This window comes from Streptomyces sp. NPDC059743 (assembly GCF_042732975.1).
Taxonomy (GTDB): domain Bacteria; phylum Actinomycetota; class Actinomycetes; order Streptomycetales; family Streptomycetaceae; genus Streptomyces.
On record NZ_JBHWGS010000001.1, the window covers coordinates 474,212 to 492,759 of the forward strand.

The 18,548-nt window shown below is 69.8% G+C and carries 16 protein-coding genes; 13 read left to right on the plus strand and 3 right to left on the minus strand.

The genetic code is table 11. From position 1 onward, the window contains the following. Window positions 1-204: 204 nt before the first annotated feature. Together ACFV6H_RS02125 and ACFV6H_RS02130 are read right to left on the minus strand one after the other, a co-directional pair. The gene (locus tag ACFV6H_RS02125; protein ID WP_385537473.1) at window positions 205-990 is read right to left on the minus strand and encodes an alpha/beta fold hydrolase; all 786 of its coding nucleotides are present in this window, start codon (window positions 988-990) and stop codon (window positions 205-207) included. Window positions 991-1,089: 99 nt separating this feature from the next. Beyond that, window positions 1,090-1,452: a DUF427 domain-containing protein gene (locus ACFV6H_RS02130; protein WP_385537476.1), complete on the minus strand. Its 363-nt coding sequence runs from the start codon at window positions 1,450-1,452 to the stop codon at window positions 1,090-1,092. A 137-nt stretch (window positions 1,453-1,589) separates the two neighbouring features. Here ACFV6H_RS02130 and ACFV6H_RS02135 point away from each other — a divergent pair, with 137 nt between their 5' ends. From ACFV6H_RS02135 to ACFV6H_RS02185, 11 genes are all read left to right on the plus strand, one after another. Then, window positions 1,590-2,129 (plus strand): TIGR00730 family Rossman fold protein, encoded by a 540-nt coding sequence (locus tag ACFV6H_RS02135; RefSeq protein WP_384790498.1) that lies wholly within the window; start codon window positions 1,590-1,592, stop codon window positions 2,127-2,129. 62 nt (window positions 2,130-2,191) lie between these two features. Then, complete coding sequence (locus tag ACFV6H_RS02140; RefSeq protein ID WP_385537480.1) at window positions 2,192-2,881, plus strand: SDR family oxidoreductase; 690 nt, start codon at window positions 2,192-2,194, stop codon at window positions 2,879-2,881. Then, window positions 2,878-3,873 carry a methionine synthase gene (locus ACFV6H_RS02145; protein WP_385537483.1) on the plus strand — a complete coding sequence of 332 codons (996 nt, stop codon included), beginning with the start codon at window positions 2,878-2,880 and terminating at the stop codon, window positions 3,871-3,873. Before ACFV6H_RS02140 ends, ACFV6H_RS02145 begins: the two co-directional genes overlap by 4 nt. A gap of 42 nt (window positions 3,874-3,915) precedes the next feature. After that, the gene (gene ligA / locus ACFV6H_RS02150; protein WP_385537486.1) at window positions 3,916-6,276 is read left to right on the plus strand and encodes an NAD-dependent DNA ligase LigA; all 2,361 of its coding nucleotides are present in this window, start codon (window positions 3,916-3,918) and stop codon (window positions 6,274-6,276) included. Window positions 6,277-6,513: 237 nt separating this feature from the next. Then, window positions 6,514-8,643, plus strand: coding sequence for a putative bifunctional diguanylate cyclase/phosphodiesterase (locus tag ACFV6H_RS02155; RefSeq protein WP_384975630.1), 2,130 nt, complete (start codon window positions 6,514-6,516; stop codon window positions 8,641-8,643). Window positions 8,644-8,919: 276 nt separating this feature from the next. Then, window positions 8,920-9,216: an Asp-tRNA(Asn)/Glu-tRNA(Gln) amidotransferase subunit GatC gene (gene gatC, locus ACFV6H_RS02160; protein ID WP_066945642.1), complete on the plus strand. Its 297-nt coding sequence runs from the start codon at window positions 8,920-8,922 to the stop codon at window positions 9,214-9,216. Window positions 9,217-9,221: 5 nt separating this feature from the next. Beyond that, complete coding sequence (gene gatA / locus ACFV6H_RS02165; protein ID WP_385537491.1) at window positions 9,222-10,733, plus strand: Asp-tRNA(Asn)/Glu-tRNA(Gln) amidotransferase subunit GatA; 1,512 nt, start codon at window positions 9,222-9,224, stop codon at window positions 10,731-10,733. Beyond that, window positions 10,730-10,972, plus strand: coding sequence for a hypothetical protein (locus ACFV6H_RS02170; protein ID WP_093602362.1), 243 nt, complete (start codon window positions 10,730-10,732; stop codon window positions 10,970-10,972). The genes gatA and ACFV6H_RS02170 overlap by 4 nt, the downstream gene beginning before the upstream one ends. A gap of 16 nt (window positions 10,973-10,988) precedes the next feature. After that, complete coding sequence (gene gatB, locus ACFV6H_RS02175) at window positions 10,989-12,497, plus strand: Asp-tRNA(Asn)/Glu-tRNA(Gln) amidotransferase subunit GatB (protein ID WP_384790514.1); 1,509 nt, start codon at window positions 10,989-10,991, stop codon at window positions 12,495-12,497. Between the two features lie 154 nt (window positions 12,498-12,651). Beyond that, entirely contained in the window at window positions 12,652-13,908 is a 1,257-nt protein-coding gene (locus ACFV6H_RS02180) for an SLC13 family permease (RefSeq protein WP_385537924.1), read from the plus strand. 33 nt (window positions 13,909-13,941) lie between these two features. Beyond that, window positions 13,942-14,478, plus strand: a complete 537-nt coding sequence (locus tag ACFV6H_RS02185; protein ID WP_385537495.1) for a universal stress protein — start codon at window positions 13,942-13,944, stop codon at window positions 14,476-14,478. A gap of 49 nt (window positions 14,479-14,527) precedes the next feature. Here the strand turns inward: ACFV6H_RS02185 and ACFV6H_RS02190 are convergent, their stop codons facing one another. After that, entirely contained in the window at window positions 14,528-15,364 is an 837-nt protein-coding gene (locus ACFV6H_RS02190) for an oxidoreductase (protein WP_385537498.1), read from the minus strand. 199 nt (window positions 15,365-15,563) lie between these two features. Here ACFV6H_RS02190 and ACFV6H_RS02195 point away from each other — a divergent pair, with 199 nt between their 5' ends. Further along, window positions 15,564-16,139 (plus strand): TetR family transcriptional regulator, encoded by a 576-nt coding sequence (locus ACFV6H_RS02195; protein ID WP_385537501.1) that lies wholly within the window; start codon window positions 15,564-15,566, stop codon window positions 16,137-16,139. Between the two features lie 199 nt (window positions 16,140-16,338). Beyond that, window positions 16,339-18,513: a phosphocholine-specific phospholipase C gene (locus tag ACFV6H_RS02200; RefSeq protein ID WP_385537504.1), complete on the plus strand. Its 2,175-nt coding sequence runs from the start codon at window positions 16,339-16,341 to the stop codon at window positions 18,511-18,513. Window positions 18,514-18,548: the final 35 nt, after the last annotated feature.

Here is an 18,548-nt window from a genome sequence, read left to right on the forward strand (position 1 = left end):
CGCGAGCGGAGGCGGGTCTACGCCCGTTGAACGACCAGACCTATCGGTGGGTCATGCCCATGTCAAGCATCCAACTGTCAACGCCCGTACCGAAGTTGGGCGATTCCCGCATCCTGCCATGTGTGGGCCTTCGGCCGCGGTCTCTCGGTCTGCCGGGCTCAGCTCGCGCTGTAGGGCTCAGCTCGCGCGGCGGCCGGACAGGACCTACGCGGCGAAGAACTCCTTCAGCACCGGCGCCAGCACATGCGGCGCCACATCGTGGGTCTGGCCCGTCAGAGTGCGATGGCGGCCTCGGGGCAGGGCCTTGGCCACCGACCTCGCCGCGTTCCGCAGCAGGACCGGGCTGCATCCGCCGTCCACGACCACGGCGCGGGTCCTGATGGACTTCAGCCGCTCCGCCGGGACCAGTCCTGGGCCCAGCACCGCGTTGTCATACGCGAGTGTCTCCGCGAGCGCCGTCAGATCCGGCCACATCGGCGACCGCCGTATTCCGGCGATCATCTCGGGCGCCACACCGACGACGGACATGAACAGCTCGACCGCCTCGGCCCGTTGTCCTCGCGCCAGCAGCTCGGAGAGGCGTTCGGCGTAGGTCGCGTACTCCGCCAGATCGGCCGGGCCGGTGGCGTACGGCGGTTCGTACACGGCGAGCTGGGTGACCGTCAGTCCGGCCGCCGCCGCCTCCAGCACGAGCGCCGCGCCCGAGGAGATGCCGTACACGGAGGCGCTGCCGCCCGCCTCCGCGATCAGCGCCGCCAGATCCTCTATCTCTCTCTCCACGGCATACGGGGCGGTGTCACCGCTCGCGCCGCGCCCGCGCCGGTCGTATATGAGCACCTCGAAGACCGGCGCGAGCAGCTCGGCCAGCGGAGCCTGTGATTCCGCGGTGTCGAGCGCGCCACCGACCAGAATCACCGGTGGGCCCTCGCCCATTCGCCGGTAAGCGATGGGGGTGCCGTCCCCCGACTTGGCAGTGCACACGTGGTCCATGGTGAGGCAGACCGGCGCGCCGCGTACGACTCATCGCCCAACAGCCAAGATTTTTCCTGGACGGCGTTTTCCCGGCGTTTCCCAGGCTGCGACTTTCGCTCAGGCCGCGACGACTTCGGTGTCGTAGAAGCAGAAGTGGCCCTTGATCTGTGCGACTTCGGCCTTGGGCGTGGGATAGCCCCAGACCAGATCCGCGGCGTCGGGCAGCGACCAGTAGGAGGCGTCGCCCTTGAACGGGCAGTGGGTGGTGGTCGCCGAGGGCGTCAGCAGCTCCGTACGCACATCCTCCGGCGGGAAGTAGTAGCGCACCGGGCAGCCGGTCTCGCGCAGCACCAGTGGACTGCGGCTCTCGGCGAGCACCTGTCCGTCGCGTACGACGCGTACATGCTCAGTGCCCTGCTCGACGGTGATGGTGTGACCCGTGGCCATGGTGATCGGTCCCTTCGGTGTTTCCCGGCTCATACGTTTCAGGCTCATGCGTTTCCCGGCTCGTGCCACTTTCTTCAGCAACGAACCGGCGCACAGTCTTCCCGGCGGGACCGACTTCCCGGCGGGACCGAACCGGCCCTTACGGTTGAACCGGCCCTTACGGTTGCTCCATGAATATCTGTGTCTTCCTCTCCGCCGCCGATCTCGACGAGCGCTACACCCGCCCGGCCCGTGAATTCGCCGAGCTGATCGGCAAGGGTGGCCACACCCTGGTCTGGGGCGGCTCCGACAGCGGGCTGATGAAGGTCGTCGCCGACGGCGTACAGGAGACCGGCGGCCGGCTGGTCGGCGTCTCGGTGGACTTCCTCGGCGAATTCGTACGGCCGGGCGCCGACGAGATGGTGATCGCCAAGGATCTCGCCGAGCGGAAGGCGCTGCTCCTCGCCAAGTCCGACGCGGTGGTGATCATGGTCGGTGGTACGGGCACGCTGGACGAGGCCACGGAGATCCTGGAGCTGAAGAAGCACGCTCTGCACACCAAGCCCGTCGTCCTGCTGAACACGGCGGGCTTCTACGACGGGCTGAAGCAGCAGTTCCGGCGGATGGACGAGGAGGGCTTTCTGCCCGTCCCGCTCGCCGACCTGGTCTTCTTCGCGGAGGACGGAGTCGGCGCGCTCGCGTATCTGGAGGAGAGCGCGGGCGTGCGCTGACCTGTAGGGAAGACGAGCGCGGGCGTGCGCCGGGCGGTCCGCGGTGATGCGACCATGACCGCATGGCTACCCATCTCATCACCGGTGCGGGCTCGGGCATCGGCGCCGCCGTCGCGCGCCGGCTGCACGAGCGCGGCGACGACCTGCTGCTTCTCGCCCGCGACGCCGGCCGCGCCAAGGAGCTCGGCGCGGACTTCCCAGGCGCCCGTACGCTCGTCGGCGATCTCGCCGTCCCCGACAGGCTCTCCTGGGCGCTCGCCCAGCAGCCGCTGCCCGACCGGCTCGACTCGCTCCTGCATATCGCGGGCGTGGTCGAGCTCGGTCCGATCACCGAGCTGACGCCCAAGGTCTGGCAGCACCAGCTCGCCGTGAATCTGATCGCTCCGGCCGAGCTGACCAGGCTCTTCCTGCCTCAACTGAGGATCTCCCAGGGCCAGGTGATCTTCGTCAACTCGGGCGCCGGACTCAACGCGCACGCCCAGTGGGGCGCGTACGCCGCCTCCAAGCACGGCCTCAAGGCGCTCGCCGACTCGCTGCGCCACGAGGAGATGGAGAACGGTCTCCGGGTGACCTCCGTCTATCCGGGCCGTACGGCGAGCCCCATGCAGGTCAAGGTCCATCAGCAGGAGGGCAAGGAGTACGACGCGTCGCGCTGGATCGATCCCGGCTCGGTGGCGACGACGATCCTCGCCGCGCTCGATCTGCCGCGCGATGCGCGGATCGATGATCTGACCGTACGGCCGGGCCGATGAGCGATCTCGTCTGGGGATCCGCCACCGGTATCGGCTCGATGCCCGGCGGCGATGCCAGGGAGGCCGCCAAGGCCGTCACCGGCACCTTCGAGGACTTCCCGTATCTGCCCGAACTGCCCGCGCGAGGGCCGGGCGCCGACATGATCGGCCGTACGGTGGGACTGCTGGCCGAGGTCTACGCGCGCGTCGAGCCGAGCGGCTGGCGGATCGGCGACCGGCCGGGCCGGGACACCAAGCGGGCCAGATCCTGGCTGGGCGAGGACCTCGACGCACTGGAGGAGTTCACCCAGGGATACGAGGGCCCGCTGAAGATCCAGGCCGTCGGGCCGTGGACGCTCGCCGCCTCGCTGGAGCTGCGCAACGGCCAGTCGGCGATCGGCGATCGGGGCGCCTGCCGCGATCTGACCGGCTCGCTGGTGGAGGGACTGACCGCGCATCTCGCGGAGGTACGGCGCCGGATCCCTGGAGCCGTACCGGTGCTCCAGCTCGACGAGCCGTCCCTCACCGCCGTCCTGCGCGGCGAGGTCAGAACGGCCAGCGGCTACCGCACCCACCGCGCCGTGGACCGCCAGGTGGTGGAGAGCGCGCTGCGGGAGGTGACCGCGGTGAGCGCGGGTACGGCGGTCATGCACTCCTGCGCGCCCGACGTGCCGTTCGCACTGCTGCGGCGGGCGGGCGCCGCCGCCGTCTCGTTCGATTTCGGCCTGCTCACCGAGCGTGACGAGGAGCCGATCGGTGAGGCGGTGGAGGGCGGTACGAAACTCTTCGCCGGAATCGTGCCGGGCACCGACGGCCCATTGTCAGACCCGGCCGGTAGCGTCATGGGTGTCAGAACGTTGTGGCGCAGGCTGGGGCTGAATCCGGGGACTCTCGCCGAGTCCGTGGTGCTCACTCCCTCGTGCGGGCTCGCGGGTGCTTCTCCCGCGTACGCGCGCGCTGCGCTCGCGCACTGTGTCAGGGCCGCGAGATCCCTTGCGGACAACCCTGAGTGACGATCCCGGGTGACGGGTCATGGTGAACGGGAGGACGAAACGGTGGCTGGCGAAGAGCGGACCGGAGTTCCGGCACAGGCGCGCACGGGCGTGCCCGCGAAGGCGCGGGATCAGCATGCCCAGCTCGCCGAGCAGATCGAGGAACACCGCTTCCGGTATTACGTGAACGATCAGCCCGTCATCAGCGACGGCGAGTTCGACAGGCTGCTCAGGTCGCTGGAGGCGCTGGAGGCGACTTATCCGGAGCTGCGTACGCCCGACTCGCCGACCCAGAAGGTCGCGGGCGCGTACGAGACGGACTTCGCCGCGGTCCAGCACCGCGAGCGGATGCTCTCCCTGGACAATGCCTTCGATGACGAGGAGCTGGCCTCCTGGGCCGACCGTATCGCCAAGGATGTAGGCACCACCGACTACCACTTCCTGTGCGAGCTGAAGGTCGACGGGCTCGCGGTCAATCTCACCTATGAGCACGGCAGACTGACCCGCGCGGCCACCCGTGGCGACGGGCGCACGGGCGAGGACATCACGCCCAATGTCCGTACGATCGCGGAGATTCCGCACCGCCTGGCGGGCGAGCGCGTACCGGCCCTGGTGGAGATCCGTGGTGAGGTCTACTTCCCGATGGAGGCCTTCCAGGAGCTCAACGCACGGCTGGTGGAGGCCGGCGACAAGCCCTTCGCCAATCCGCGCAACGCGGCGGCGGGTTCCCTGCGCCAGAAGGATCCCAAGATCACCGCGACGCGTCCGCTGCATATGGTGGTGCACGGCATCGGCGCGCGCGAGGGATTCGACATCGACTGTCTGTCGCACGCGTACGGGCTGCTGCGCGAGTGGGGCCTGCCCACGGCCCGGCACAACAAGGTGGTCGACGGCCTGGACGGTGTCCGGGAGTTCATCGCGTATTACGGGGAGCACCGCCACTCGGTGGAGCACGAGATCGACGGCGTGGTCGTCAAGCTGGACGAGATCCCGCTCCAGGGCCGGCTGGGCTCCACCTCGCGCGCGCCGCGCTGGGCGATCGCCTGGAAGTACGCGCCGGAGGAGGTCAACACCAAGCTGGTCAACATCCGGGTGGGCGTGGGCCGTACGGGACGCGTCACGCCGTACGCGCAGGTCGAGCCGGTCACCGTGGCCGGTTCCGAGGTCGAGTTCGCCACCCTGCACAACCAGGACGTGGTGAAGGCCAAGGGCGTCTGGATCGGCGACACGGTGGTGCTGCGCAAGGCCGGTGATGTCATCCCGGAGATCCTCGGCCCGGTCATCGATCTGCGGCCCGACGACGCGTACGAGTTCGTGATGCCGGCCGCCTGCCCGGAGTGCGGCACCGAGCTGCGGGCCATGAAGGAGGGCGATGTCGATCTGCGCTGCCCCAACGCGCGTAGCTGCCCCGCCCAGTTGCGTGAGCGGCTGTTCTATCTCGTCGGCCGCAAGTGCCTGGACATCGAGAACTTCGGCTATGTGGCCGCCGCCGCGCTGACGAAACCGCTGGAGCCGGAGACACCGCCGTTGCTGGACGAGGGCGATCTCTTCGATCTGACGATCGATCGGCTCCTGCCCATCAAGGCGTATGTCCTCGACCAGGACAGCGGACTGCCCAAGCGCGATCCGAAGACCGGCGAGGAGAAGATCGCCACGGTCTTCGCCAACCAGGAGGGCGAGCCGAGGAAGAACGCCGTGGCGATGCTGGAGAACATCGCGGCGGCCAAGGAGCGCCCGCTGGCGCGGATCATCGCCGGGCTCTCCATCCGCCATGTGGGGCCCGTCGCGGCCGAGGCGCTGGCCAGGGAGTTCCGCTCGATCGACCGGATCGAGCAGGCCACGGAGGAGGAGCTGGCGGCCGTCGAGGGAGTCGGACCGACCATCGCCGCGTCCGTCATCCAGTGGTTCGAGGTCGACTGGCACCGCGAGATTCTGCGCAAGTGGCGTGCGGCCGGAGTCCGGATGGAGGACGAGGGCGCGGGCGAGGACGAAGGCCCGAGGCCGCTGGCGGGACTGGCGGTGGTCGTCACCGGGACCCTGGAGCGGTACACCCGGGATGGCGCGAAAGAGTCGCTCCAGAGCCTTGGCGCAAAAGTGACCGGCTCTGTTTCGAAGAAGACCGGCTTTGTGGTCGTCGGTGAGAACCCGGGTTCGAAATACGACAAGGCGATGCAGCTCAAGGTGCCCGTGTTGGACGAGCAGGGCTTCGCCGTACTGCTCGAACAGGGCCCGGACGCGGCCGGGGAGGTCGCACTCACGGCCGAGGAGGCGGCCGAGGAAGCCGCTGATGAGACGGCCGGCGGGACGACGGGGACGACCGGCGGGACGGACGACGAGACGCCCGAAGGGACCAGCGGGGATACGGCTGCGGAGACCTCGGGACAGACGCCCGGGGAGCCTGCCGGGAAGAGTCCTCGGGAGTAGGGCGCGACCGTCGGAATCGGGCCGCAAAGCTCACCCGTTCGGCGCATACCAGATGGATAAGGATGGGCAGGTCGCATTCGGGCAACAGCTGTAGAGCGCTGCCCGTTGACGCCTTTCGCGGCCTACTGTTGGGATGTGCGCCTGTCGTGCACGGCTGCGTGGTGCGATTTCAGCCGTGATGGCATGACAACGTGCCATCGCGTGGCATCGGCTCCGCCGGCTGTGAGAGGGACGGGAATGAAACCGACCGAGAGCGCCGCCCCGGTCTCACCCCCGCGTGGTTTCGCGGGAATTGCGGGCACTGCGGCGAAAATGCCCGTTCTTGTGGTGGGACTCGCCGGGGTCCTGTTGGTCACCGGCCTCATCCGTACGGTGCGGGACGGCCATGCGCTCTTCCCGGGCGGCTCGACGGGCTGGGCGATGGCCGTGCTGACCGGCATCATCGTCGGCCATCTCGTGGCGCTCGGCCGCGACCGCTGGTGGGGCGGCACGGGCTCCGGCGCGGCGCTCACCCTGGCGGTCCTGCTGCTGTACGGCTGGGTGCCCGCCGTACTCGTCAGCCTGTCCGTCGTGGTGCTGGTCGGCATGGCGCGCAGACACCGCTGGCGGCAGGGCGTCCTGCACGGCGCGGCCGACATGCTGGGCATCGGCGCCGCCGCGCTCGTCCTGAGGCTCTTCGATGTGCTTCCCACCGTCGAGGAGCCCTGGGATCCGCTCGACTGGGGGATCGAGGCCGTCCCGGAGATCGTGCTGGCGGCCGGGATCCATCTGCTCGTCACTCGGCTGCTGTTGTGGTACGCGCTGGCCCCGCAGGGCGGCGGGCTGCCGACCGTGGCCCGTACGGCCCTGTACCGCCAGGGACTTGTCGCGGTCGCCCTGCTCGGTATCGCTCCGCTGATCTGTGTGGTCGCGATGACCGTGCCGGTGCTGCTGCCGCTCTTCTCCATCCCGCTGATCGCCCTGGACTCCACGCTCTGGATCGCCAGGGCGCGCGCCGAGGAGCAGCTCCGCGATCCGCTGACGGGCCTGCCGAACCGGCAGTGGCTGCTGGAGCGCACCTGGTCGGCGCTGGAGGACGCGGAGGGCCTCGGCGCCCGGTCCGCGCTGGTCCTGATCGACCTCGACCGTTTCCGCTCGGTCAATGACACGCTCGGTCATCTCGCGGGTGACCGGCTGCTGCTCCAGATAGCCGACCGGCTACGGCTGGCGCTGCCGCGCGGTGCGGAGGCCGCGCGGCTGGGCGGCGACGAGTTCGCGGTGCTTCTGCCGACCTGTGACTCCACGACCAGCGCCCAGCGCGTCGCCCGCCATCTCGTGGCCGAGCTGTCCTCGCCGCTGGATCTCGACGGACTGACGCTGGTCCTGGAGGCCAGCGCGGGAGTCGCCGTCTATCCCGAGCACGCGCTCGACGCGGAAGGGCTGCTGCGCCGGGCCGATGTCGCGATGTACCAGGCGAAGCGGGACCGTACGGGTGTGGAGGTGTACGAGTCCAAGCGGGACTCCAACACCCCGGACCGCCTCGGTCTGCTGGGAGACCTCAGACGCGCGCTGGACGCCGGTGAGGTGGAGCTGCACTACCAGCCCAAGGTCCGCTTCGACGGCCAGGTCGCGGGCCTGGAGGCGCTGGTGCGCTGGGTGCATCCGGAGCGCGGCCGGGTCCCTCCCGACGAGTTCATCGCGATCGCCGAGTCCTCGGGCCTGATGCCGCATCTGACCGAGTACGTCCTCGAAAGCGCCCTCGCGCAGGTCGCGCGCTGGCGTTCGCAAGGGCTGAAGGTGCCGGTCGCCGTCAATGTCTCGCCGCGCGACGTCCACACTCCCGGTTTCGCCGGAGCGGTCGCGGCGCGGCTGGCCCGCCATGGTGTCCCGGCCGGCTCGCTCCAACTGGAGATAACGGAGCATGTCCTGCTGGAGGACCCGCAGCGCGCCGCCGACACCCTGGCGGGACTGACCGGGCACGGTGTGAAGATGTCGCTCGACGACTTCGGCACCGGGTACTCGTCGCTGGTGCATCTGCGGCGGCTGCCGGTGAGCGAGCTGAAGATCGACCGCTCCTTCGTGGCCCGGCTGGCCGTCGACACCGAGGACGCGGAGATCGTCCGCTGCACCGTCGACCTGGCGCACTCGCTGGGCCTGCTGGTCGTCGCGGAGGGCGTCGAGGACGACGAGACCTGGGAGCGGCTGCGGGATCTCGGCTGTGACGCGGTCCAGGGCTGGCTGGTGGCCGCCGCGATGCCGCCGCCCGAGGCGACGGCCTGGCTGCTGGCCAGAGGCGAGCGCGGCTGGCAGCGCCCGGCGGAGCTGGAAGCGGCCCGCCGCAAGCAGTCGGGCCAGGTGGTGGAACAGTCCGGCCGAGTGGTCCAGTAGGCGCCGAGCCGACCTGTCGGCCGCGAGGCCGCGACGGCCCTGGCCGCTGCTGCGGCCATCGACCGCCGGTGCCGCCGCAGGCCGCGCCCGTGCCGCTGCCGTCGGCCTCGCGGCGCCGGCCGGGCGCGGGACCGGTTCGTATCCGGTCACGCGCCGTTGTGGTCCGCGTACGCGCCGGCGTGCTGTGGGCCCGGGCGATTTATGTGTTGCGTGGTGAGGTGACCGCGCCCTCTAGGATTGGGCTCAAAGAAGCCATCAACCCCTGAGGATCGCTGAATGCCTGGCATCACGCGCGAGGAGGTCGTCCACCTCGCTCGGCTGGCGCGTCTGGAGCTGTCCGGCTCCGAGCTCGACCACTTCGCCGGACAGCTCGACGACATCATCGGCGCGGTCGCCCGCGTGTCCGAGGTCGCCGACCAAGACGTACCGCCGACGTCCCACCCGCTGCCGCTGACCAATGTCATGCGCGCGGACGAGGTCCGTCCGTCGCTCACGCCCGAGCAGGCGCTCTCCGGCGCTCCTGCCCAGGAGCAGCAGCGTTTCAAGGTGCCGCAGATCCTGGGGGAGGACTAACAGCCATGACGGACATCAGCAGGACCGAGAGCTGTATCAGGCTCACCGCCGCCGAGATCGCCGCGAAGATCGCCGCCGGCGAACTCACGGCCGTCGAGGTCACCGAGGCCCATCTCGCCCGTATCGAAGCGGTGGACGAGAAGGTCCACGCCTTCCTCCATGTGGACCGCGAGGGCGCGCTGGCCCAGGCCCGCGCCGTGGACGCCAGGCGCGCGGCCGGCGAGAAGCTCGGCCCGCTGGCCGGAGTGCCTCTCGCGCTCAAGGACATCTTCACCACCGAGGGCGTCCCGACCACCGTCGGCTCCAAGATCCTCGAAGGCTGGATCCCGCCCTACGACGCGACCGTCACCAGGAAGCTCAAGGACGCGGGCGTCGTCATCCTCGGCAAGACCAACATGGACGAGTTCGCCATGGGCTCCTCCACCGAGAACAGCGCGTACGGCCCGACCGGCAACCCGTGGGACCTGACCCGGATCCCGGGCGGCTCCGGCGGCGGCTCGTCCGCCTCGCTCGCCTCGTACCAGGCGCCGCTCGCCATCGGTACCGACACTGGCGGCTCCATCCGCCAGCCCGCCGCCGTCACGGGCACGGTCGGCGTCAAGCCCACCTACGGCGGTGTCTCCCGCTACGGCATGGTCGCCTTCTCGTCCTCCCTCGACCAGGGCGGCCCCTGCGCCCGTACGGTCCTGGACGCGGCCCTGCTGCACGAGGTGATCGCCGGCCACGATCCGCTGGACTCGACCTCCATCGACGCACCGGTCCCGCCGGTGGTCGAGGCCGCGCGCAACGGCTCGGTCGCCGGGATGCGCGTCGGTGTCGTCAAGCAGTTCCGCGGTGAGGGCTACCAGGCCGGTGTCGTCCAGCGCTTCGACGAGTCGGTGGAACTGCTCAGGAAGCTCGGCGCCGAGGTGGTCGAGCTGGACTGCCCGTCCTTCGACCTCGCGCTCGCCGCGTACTACCTGATCGCGCCGTCCGAGTGCTCCTCCAACCTCGCCCGCTTCGACGCCATGCGCTACGGACTGCGGGTGGGCGACGACGGTACGAAGTCCGCCGAGGACGTCACGGCCCTGACGCGCGAGGCGGGCTTCGGCGACGAGGTCAAGCGCCGCATCATGCTCGGTACGTACGCGCTCAGCTCCGGTTACTACGACGCGTACTACGGCTCGGCGCAGAAGGTCCGCACGCTCATCACCCGGGACTTCGAGAAGGCCTTCGAACAGGTCGATGTGATCGTCTCGCCGACGACACCGACCACCGCCTTCCCGATCGGCGAGCGCGCCGACGACCCGATGGCGATGTATCTGGCGGACCTGTGCACCATCCCGGCCAATCTGGCCGGCAACGCCGCGATGTCGCTGCCCTGCGGTCTCGCACCGGAGGACGGCCTCCCGGTCGGTCTCCAGATCATCGCTCCCGCCATGCAGGACGACCGTCTCTACAAGGTCGGTGCCGCCGTCGAGGCGGCCTTCGTGGAAAGGTGGGGACACCCGTTGCTGGAGGAGGCACCGTCACTATGACCAGTGCAATGAGCAAGGCCAAGGGCTTCAAGAAGTCCAAGGCCGGCACGTACCTGTCGATCGGGACCACCGCTTTCGGCGCGATCAGCGTCGTCAAGCAGGCCAGGACGGCCCGCCAGGACAATGACACGCTCCGGCTGGTCGACGCGGTCGTCTCCGCCGCCGCCATCGTCACGGGCGTCGCTCTGCTCCTGCGTGAGCTGAAGCGCCTGGGCGACGACGACGTCCTGCTGGGCTGAGAGGGAAAGTTTCACTGTGACCGTCATTGAACTCGTGTCGTACGAGGACGCCCTCGCGACGTACGACCCCGTCATGGGCCTGGAGGTCCATGTCGAGCTCGGCACGAAGACCAAGATGTTCTGCGGCTGCTCGACCGAGCTGGGCGCCGCGCCCAACTCGCAGACCTGCCCGACCTGTCTGGGCCTGCCGGGATCGCTGCCGGTCGTCAACGCGATCGGTGTCGAGTCGGCGATCAAGATCGGTCTCGCGCTCAACTGCGAGATCGCCGAGTGGTGCCGCTTCGCCCGGAAGAACTACTTCTATCCGGACATGCCGAAGAACTTCCAGACCTCCCAGTACGACGAGCCGATCGCCTTCAACGGCTATCTGGACGTCCAGCTGGAGGACGGCGAGATCTTCCGGGTGGAGATCGAGCGCGCCCATATGGAGGAGGACACCGGCAAGTCGACGCATGTCGGCGGTGCCACCGGCCGGATCCACGGCGCCTCGCACTCGCTGCTCGACTACAACCGCGCCGGAATCCCGCTGATCGAGATCGTCACCAAGCCCATCCAGGGCGCCGGCGAGCGTGCTCCGGAGGTCGCCAAGGCGTATGTCGCCGAGCTGCGCGAGCTGATCAAGGCGCTCGGTGTCTCCGAGGCCCGTATGGAGATGGGCCAGATGCGGTGCGATGTGAACCTCTCGCTGCGCCCGCACGGACGCGAGAAGTTCGGTACGCGCTCCGAGACGAAGAACGTGAACTCGCTGCGCAGCGTCGAGCGCGCCGCGCGCTTCGAGATCCAGCGCCATGCCGCGGTGCTGAACTCCGGTGGCACGATCATCCAGGAGACCAGGCACTTCCACGAGGAGGACGGTTCCACCGCCTCGGGACGGGTGAAGGAGGAGGCCGAGGACTACCGGTACTTCCCGGAGCCCGACCTCGTGCCGGTGGCGCCCTCCCGTGAGTGGGTCGAGGAGCTGCGCCGCGGACTGCCCGAGCTGCCGCGCGTGCGCCGCAACCGGCTGCGCGAGGAGTGGGACGTCTCCGAGCACGACATGCAGTCGATCCTCAACGCGGGCGCGATCGATCTGATCGTGGCCACGACGGACGCGGGTGCTCCGGCCGACCAGGCCCGTAAGTGGTGGATGGGCGAGCTGGCCCGGCACGCCAACGAGTCGGGCCGTCCGCTGGACGAGCTGCCCATCACTCCGGAGCAGGTCGCCCGGGTCGGCGCGCTCGTGGCGTCCGGCGATCTGAACGACAAGCTGGCCCGTCAGGTGATCGAGGGCGTGCTCGCGGGCGAGGGCGATCCGGACACCGTCGTGGAGAAGCGCGGTCTGAAGGTCGTCTCCGACGACAGCGCGCTCGGTGCGGCCGTGGACGAGGCCATCACGGCCAACGCGGCTGTCGCCGACAAGATCCGGGCCGGCAAGGTCGCCGCGGCGGGCGCGCTGGTGGGCGCCGTCATGAAGGCCACGCGCGGCCAGGCCGACGCGGCGCGTGTGCGCGAGCTGATCCTTGAGCGGCTCGCCCCGGCGGAGTAACAGGCAAGGGCGCGGAGGAGCCGGGCGTCGTGGGCCTGCTTCGGCTCGTCCGTACGTCAGGCTCGTCCGTGCGTCATGGGGGCGGCGCATCGACCGGTGCGCCGCCCTTGAACGTCCCCCGGAATGAACCTCGCACGGAATCCGGAGCGTCAGCCTGAACACCGTCGCCGCCGAGGCACTCTCGATCGGTCTGCTGCTCGCCGTGCTGGCGTTCGCCGTCGTACGGCCACGCGGCTGGCCCGAGGCCGTCGCCGCCGTACCCGCCGCGCTGCTGGTCGTCGCCTTCGGTGCGGTCTCGCCGCAGGACGCCGGTGAGCAGACGCGCACGCTGCTGCCCGTGGTGGTGTTTCTCGCGGCGGTGCTGGTGCTGGCTCAGCTCTGCGACCAGGAAGGGCTGTTCACCGCGGCCGGCGATCTGGTGGCACGGGCCTGCGGCGGCCGGCCGCGGCGGCTGCTGGGCGGAGTGTTCGCGGTCGCCGCCGTGATCACCGCCGTGCTCAGTCTGGACGCCACGGTCGTCCTGCTCACTCCGGTGGTCTTTGCGACCGCGGCCCGCGTCGGCGCCCGCCCGCTGCCGCATGTCTACGCCTGTACGCATCTCGCGAACTCCGCGTCGCTGCTGCTGCCGGTCTCCAATCTCACCAATCTGCTGGCCTTCACCGCCAGCGGACTCTCCTTCACCCGGTTCGCCGCGCTGATGGCACTGCCGTGGCTGGCCGCGATCGCCGTCGAGTACGTCGTCTTCCGACGCTTTTTCGCCGCCGATCTGGCCGCCGGCGCGCATGCGCCGAGGACGGACGAGCCGCGCGAGGTGCCGGTGTTCACGCTGGTGGTACTGGCGTTGACGCTGGCCGGATTCGTGGTGACGTCGTTCGCCGGGATCGAACCGCTGTGGGCCGCCGTCGCCGGTGCGGCCGTGCTCGCCGTCCGTGCGCTGCGGCAGCGCCGTACGACGGTGGCCGGGCTGGTCCGGGCCGCGTCACCGCTGTTCTGTCTCTTCGTCCTCGCGCTCGGCGTGGTCGTCAAGGCGGTGGTCGACAACGGTCTTGACACCGGGATCGACCGGCTGCTGCCGGACGGCTCGTCGCTGCCCTCACTGCTGGCGATCGCCGCGATCGCCGCCGTACTGGCCAATGTGATCAACAATCTGCCCGCGATCCTGGCGCTGCTGCCGGTCGTCGCGCCCGCCGGACCGGGACCGGTGCTCGCCGCGCTGATCGGCGTCAACCTGGGGCCCAATCTGACCTACGTCGGATCACTGGCCACTCTGCTGTGGCGCCGCGTCCTCCACGAGCACGCCACCGAGCCGGAGTTGGGGCACTTCACCCGGCTCGGGCTGCTGACCGTGCCTGCCGCGCTCGTCGCTTCGACCGTGGCACTGTGGGGCACGCTGCAAGTGATCCAAGGCTGACTCCATGTCGGCCGAGCCCGTGCCGATGAGCCCGTGTCGGAGGCTGACGCCGTGACCGTACCGATGCCCGATTCCCCGGAGACCGGTCCGTCGGAGACCGGGACCGGTCCGCCCGGAACGGATCCGAAAGGGACCGTTCTCGTCTGGATCACCGAATCCACCTGGCCCGCCTGTGTGGACGCGGCCCGCGAGCGCGCACCGCACGACGCGGTCGTCCTGCTCCATGTCAGTGACGACGAGGTCGCCGCCGCCGCGCACCATGCCTACGAAGGGCTCCTCGGCCGAGGCCACCGGCCCGAGCGCGATCCCGGCGCCCGTCTCGAAGCACTGTCGGGCACGGCGGCGGCCGATCTGCTGGAGGCCGCCGCGCACCGGCTCGGACGGCCCTGTGAACTGCTCGACCACCATGGCCGCGCGGAGCACGAGGTCGTGCGCGCCGCGGCGGACGCGGCTCTGCTGATCTGCGCGCGGGACGGCGAGCGCGGCCACCCGGGACCGCACAGCCTCGGCCGCGCCACCCGCTTCGTGGTCGACCACGCGGAGTGCCCGGTGCTGCTGGTGTGGCCGTAACCAGGTCCGTCATCCCGGCCGACGGTGTGCGGGCCCGTCAGGAGCCCGGTCAGCTGGTGGAGTCGTAGTCGATCGACTCGGTCAGCTCGCGCCACTTCGCGTCGGTTTCGGTACGGGCCCGGTCGGAGTCCGTCACATACCGGTACGCGTCGCTGCCCAGCAGCAGATGGACCGGAGGCTCGTCCAGATCCGGCAGACCGAGTATGACCTGCGCCGCCTTGGCCGGATCGCCCGTCTGCCGGCCGTTCATGGAGCGCACCATCTCGGCCATCGGGCCGACCGTCTGCCGGTACGGCTCGCTGATCTCGGGAATCGTCATGGACGATCCGGCCCAGTCGGTGCGCAGACCGCCCGGCTCGATGACGGTGACCCGTACACCCAGCGGCGCCAGTTCGCGGGAGAGCACCTCGGAGAAGCCGGCCACCGCCCACTTGGCGCTCTGATAGGCACCGAGGCCGGGAGTGGTCATCCGGCCGCCGCTGGACGAGATCTGGACGATATGCCCGGATCCCTGCTCGCGCAGGATCGGTACGGCCGCCTTGGTGACGTAGTAGACGCCGTAGAAGTTGGTGTCGATCTGGGCGCGGAAATCGGCGTCGGTGACGTCCTCGATGGCCGCCATGTCGCCGTATCCGGCGTTGTTGACGACGACGTCCAGCCGCCCGAAGGTCTCGACCGCGCCCTTCACCGCCGCGCGCGCGGCGTCAGCGTCGGTGACATCGAGCGCCACGGCGCGCACCTGCTCGCCGTAGGTATGGACGAGATCGTCGAGCTGGTCGGGCTTGCGCGCCGTCGCCACAACCCGATGGCCCGCGGCGAGAGCGGCCTCGGCGATGGCGCGGCCCAGACCGCGCGAGCTGCCGGTGATGAACCAGACCTGTGACATGGTGGAGCCTTTCCATGAAGTAACTGACCATCCAGTTACTTCACTGTAGGTCGGCATTCGCAGAGGCGCAAGAGGTGGCTGTGGTGAATAATTCGCAGGTCAATCGTCCTATAAGAAAGTAACCATACGGTCAGTTACTTGCTGCCGCACACGGTGATCGAGCGGTTCCGCCGCCCATGGCGCTGACTACGATGAGGGCGTGGCCAGAGACTCCCGAACCACCAAGAGCAGCCTGCTGCGCGCCGCGACCGACGAGTTCGCCGCGTACGGCATCGCCGGCGCGCGCGTCGACCGCATCGCCGCCGCGGCCGGCTACAACAAAAACCTGATCTATGTGCACTTCGGGAGCAAGGAACAGCTCTTCGACGCGGTGTACGAGGCCGCCGTCCAGGAGATCCTCGAAGCGGCGCCGTTCGACGCCGACGATCTGCCCGGATACGCGGGCGCGCTCTTCGACTTCCACTACGCGCACCCGCATCTCATGCGGCTGAGCCGCTGGCACAGCCTGGAGCGCAGCGGAGTCCTGCTGCCGGTCGCGGAGAAGGCCAACAGCGCCAAGCTGCGGGCCCTGGCCGCGGCCCAGGGCGAGGGCAAGGTCGACGCCGGGCTGCAGCCTCATCTGCTGCTGTCGCTGCTCGTGGCGCTGGCGGGCACCTGGGCCGAGGGCACTCCCGAGCCGATCGGCGAACTGACGGGCGCCGCCGAGATCGCCGCCAGACGCCATGCGGTGGTCGTCTCGGTGGGCCGGCTGATCCGCCCGGGTGCGCCCGGCTGACCGGTCCCGGTGCGCCGGCTGACCTGCCCCAAAGCCGCCTCGGACCTGCCTCGGACCTGCCTCGTCGCCGTCCCGGGAGTCACCCTGGCCCCGCCCTTTGAACCGCCTCGATGCCACCGTGTCGGCTCCCGGGGACGTTCACCTCGTAGTCGCACCTGGGACTCTTCTCTGCCATTCGCTCTCATTACCGTCCGGTCGCATGTCACCGGAGATATCGCGGAGAAGAATGGTCACCCTCGGCACAGGAGCCCTCGGTGCGGCGGCGGTCGGGTCCGTCCTGCCGCCGTCCCTGCGGACCGCCCTCGCGGCGGAGCCCGCCGCCGGCGGAATGCGGGCGATCAAGCACGTGGTCATCCTGATGCAGGAGAACCGCTCGTTCGACCACTACTTCGGCACACTGCGCGGCGTACGCGGCTTCGGTGACCGCAACGCGGTGGAACTGCCCTCCGGCAGACCCGTCTTCGAACAGCCCGGCCCGTCGGCCGCCGTCCTGCCGTTCCCCGTACGGGACGCGGCGGCGACACAGCACAAGGACCTCCAGTACATCGACGCCCTCGACCACTCCTGGGACGGCGGGGCCAAGGCCTGGAACAACGGCTGGATGGACCGCTGGGTCTCCGCCAAGACCGCCGCCACCATGGCCTACTACGACCGGCGTGACATCCCGCTGCACTACGAGCTGGCGGACACGTTCACGGTCTGCGACGCGTACCACTCGTCCGTCCACACCTCGACGAGCCCCAACCGCAACCATCTCTGGAGCGGCTGGACCGGCTACGAGGCCGACGGACGGCGGGCCGTGGGCAATGACGCGTACGAGGAGGACACCCACCCGGGCTATCCGTGGCCGACCTATGCCGAGCGGCTCGAACGGGCAGGCCGGAGCTGGCAGACGTACACGGAGTGGGAGAACTTCACCGACAACAACATCGAGTTCTTCACCACCTTCAAGGACATCGCCCGCAAGGCGCTCACCAAGGCACGTGCACTGCCCGGACTGCCGGGCGCGGCCGGCTTCACCTACATGGAGGCCTTCTACGCCGCCGTGCGCGACACGGACGACGCCGCCGAGCGCGCGCGGCTGCTCGCCGCGCTGGACGAGGGCGTCGCCCTGCTGCCCGAGGAGGAGCGGTCGCTGTTCGAGCGCGGGCTGCGGCGCGTCGAGAGCGGCACTCTGGCCGAGCGGTTCCGTGCGGACGTGGCCGCCGGGACACTGCCCGAGGTGTCGTATCTGGTGCCGTCCGCGATCGACTCCGAGCATCCCGGCTCCTCGTCGCCGATCGCCAGCGCCACCCTCGTCTACCAGGTGCTCGACGCGCTCGGCGCCCATCCCGATGTCTGGCGGCACACCGTCGTACTGATCAACTACGACGAGAACGACGGCTTCTTCGACCATGTGCCGCCGCCCGTACCGCCCGCGGAAGGGCCCACCGGCTCCGCCGAGCGCTGGCAGGGACGGCCGACCGGACTCGGGATGCGTGTCCCGCTGCTGGTCGTCTCGCCCTGGACCGTCGGCGGTCATGTCTGCTCGCAGGTCTTCGACCACACCTCGGTCATCCGCTTCCTGGAGAAGTGGACCGGAGTGGACGAGCCCAACATCACCGCGTGGCGGCGCAATGTCACCGGCGATCTGACCTCCGCCTTCGACTTCCAGCGCGGCCGGACCCAGCCCGAGGTGGAACAGCCGGGCGCGATACCGCCGTTCACCGGCCGCTGGCTGCCCGTACCGCCGGACCGGCAGCGGATGCCCGTACAGGAGCCGGGCGTGCGTCCGGCCCGACCGCTGCCGTACCAGACCGACGCGTACGGCCATCTCGACGCGGACGGGCGGACGTTCACCGTCGCGCTCAGCAACACCGGCCGCGCGAGCGCGCACTTCGCGCTCTATCCGTACGCCGGTGAGTTCGCGATCCCGCAGCACCGGGATGTAAGGGGCACAGGGCAATGGACGGTGCCCCTTACCGGGCTGAACGGTGACGGGTACCGCTTCACCATCACCGGACCGAACGGCTTCCGCCGCGAGTTCGCCGGTCCGGTGACCGGCCTCGGCGCGGAGGTCTCCTCCGCCGTCGACCACCATGACCGCGATCTCCAGCTCACTCTGCGCAACAAGGGTGAGCTGCCGGTCACTTTCACCGTGCGGCCTCTGGGCTATGTCGACGAGGCCGATCTGCACGGCTGGACCCGCCGGATCACGGTCAAGCCGGGCCGCAGCCGTAATGTCGTGCACTCGGCGGCCGACGCGCACGGCTGGTACGACGTCGAGATCACCGCGGAGCCGTCCATGCATGGCGGAGCCGCTGACACCGGAGTGCGCTTCCGCCGCCGTCTCATGGGACACATCGAGAACGGACGTCCGAGCGTCTCCGGCTGAGCGCGCCCGTACGGTACGAAGGCTCGTACGGTACG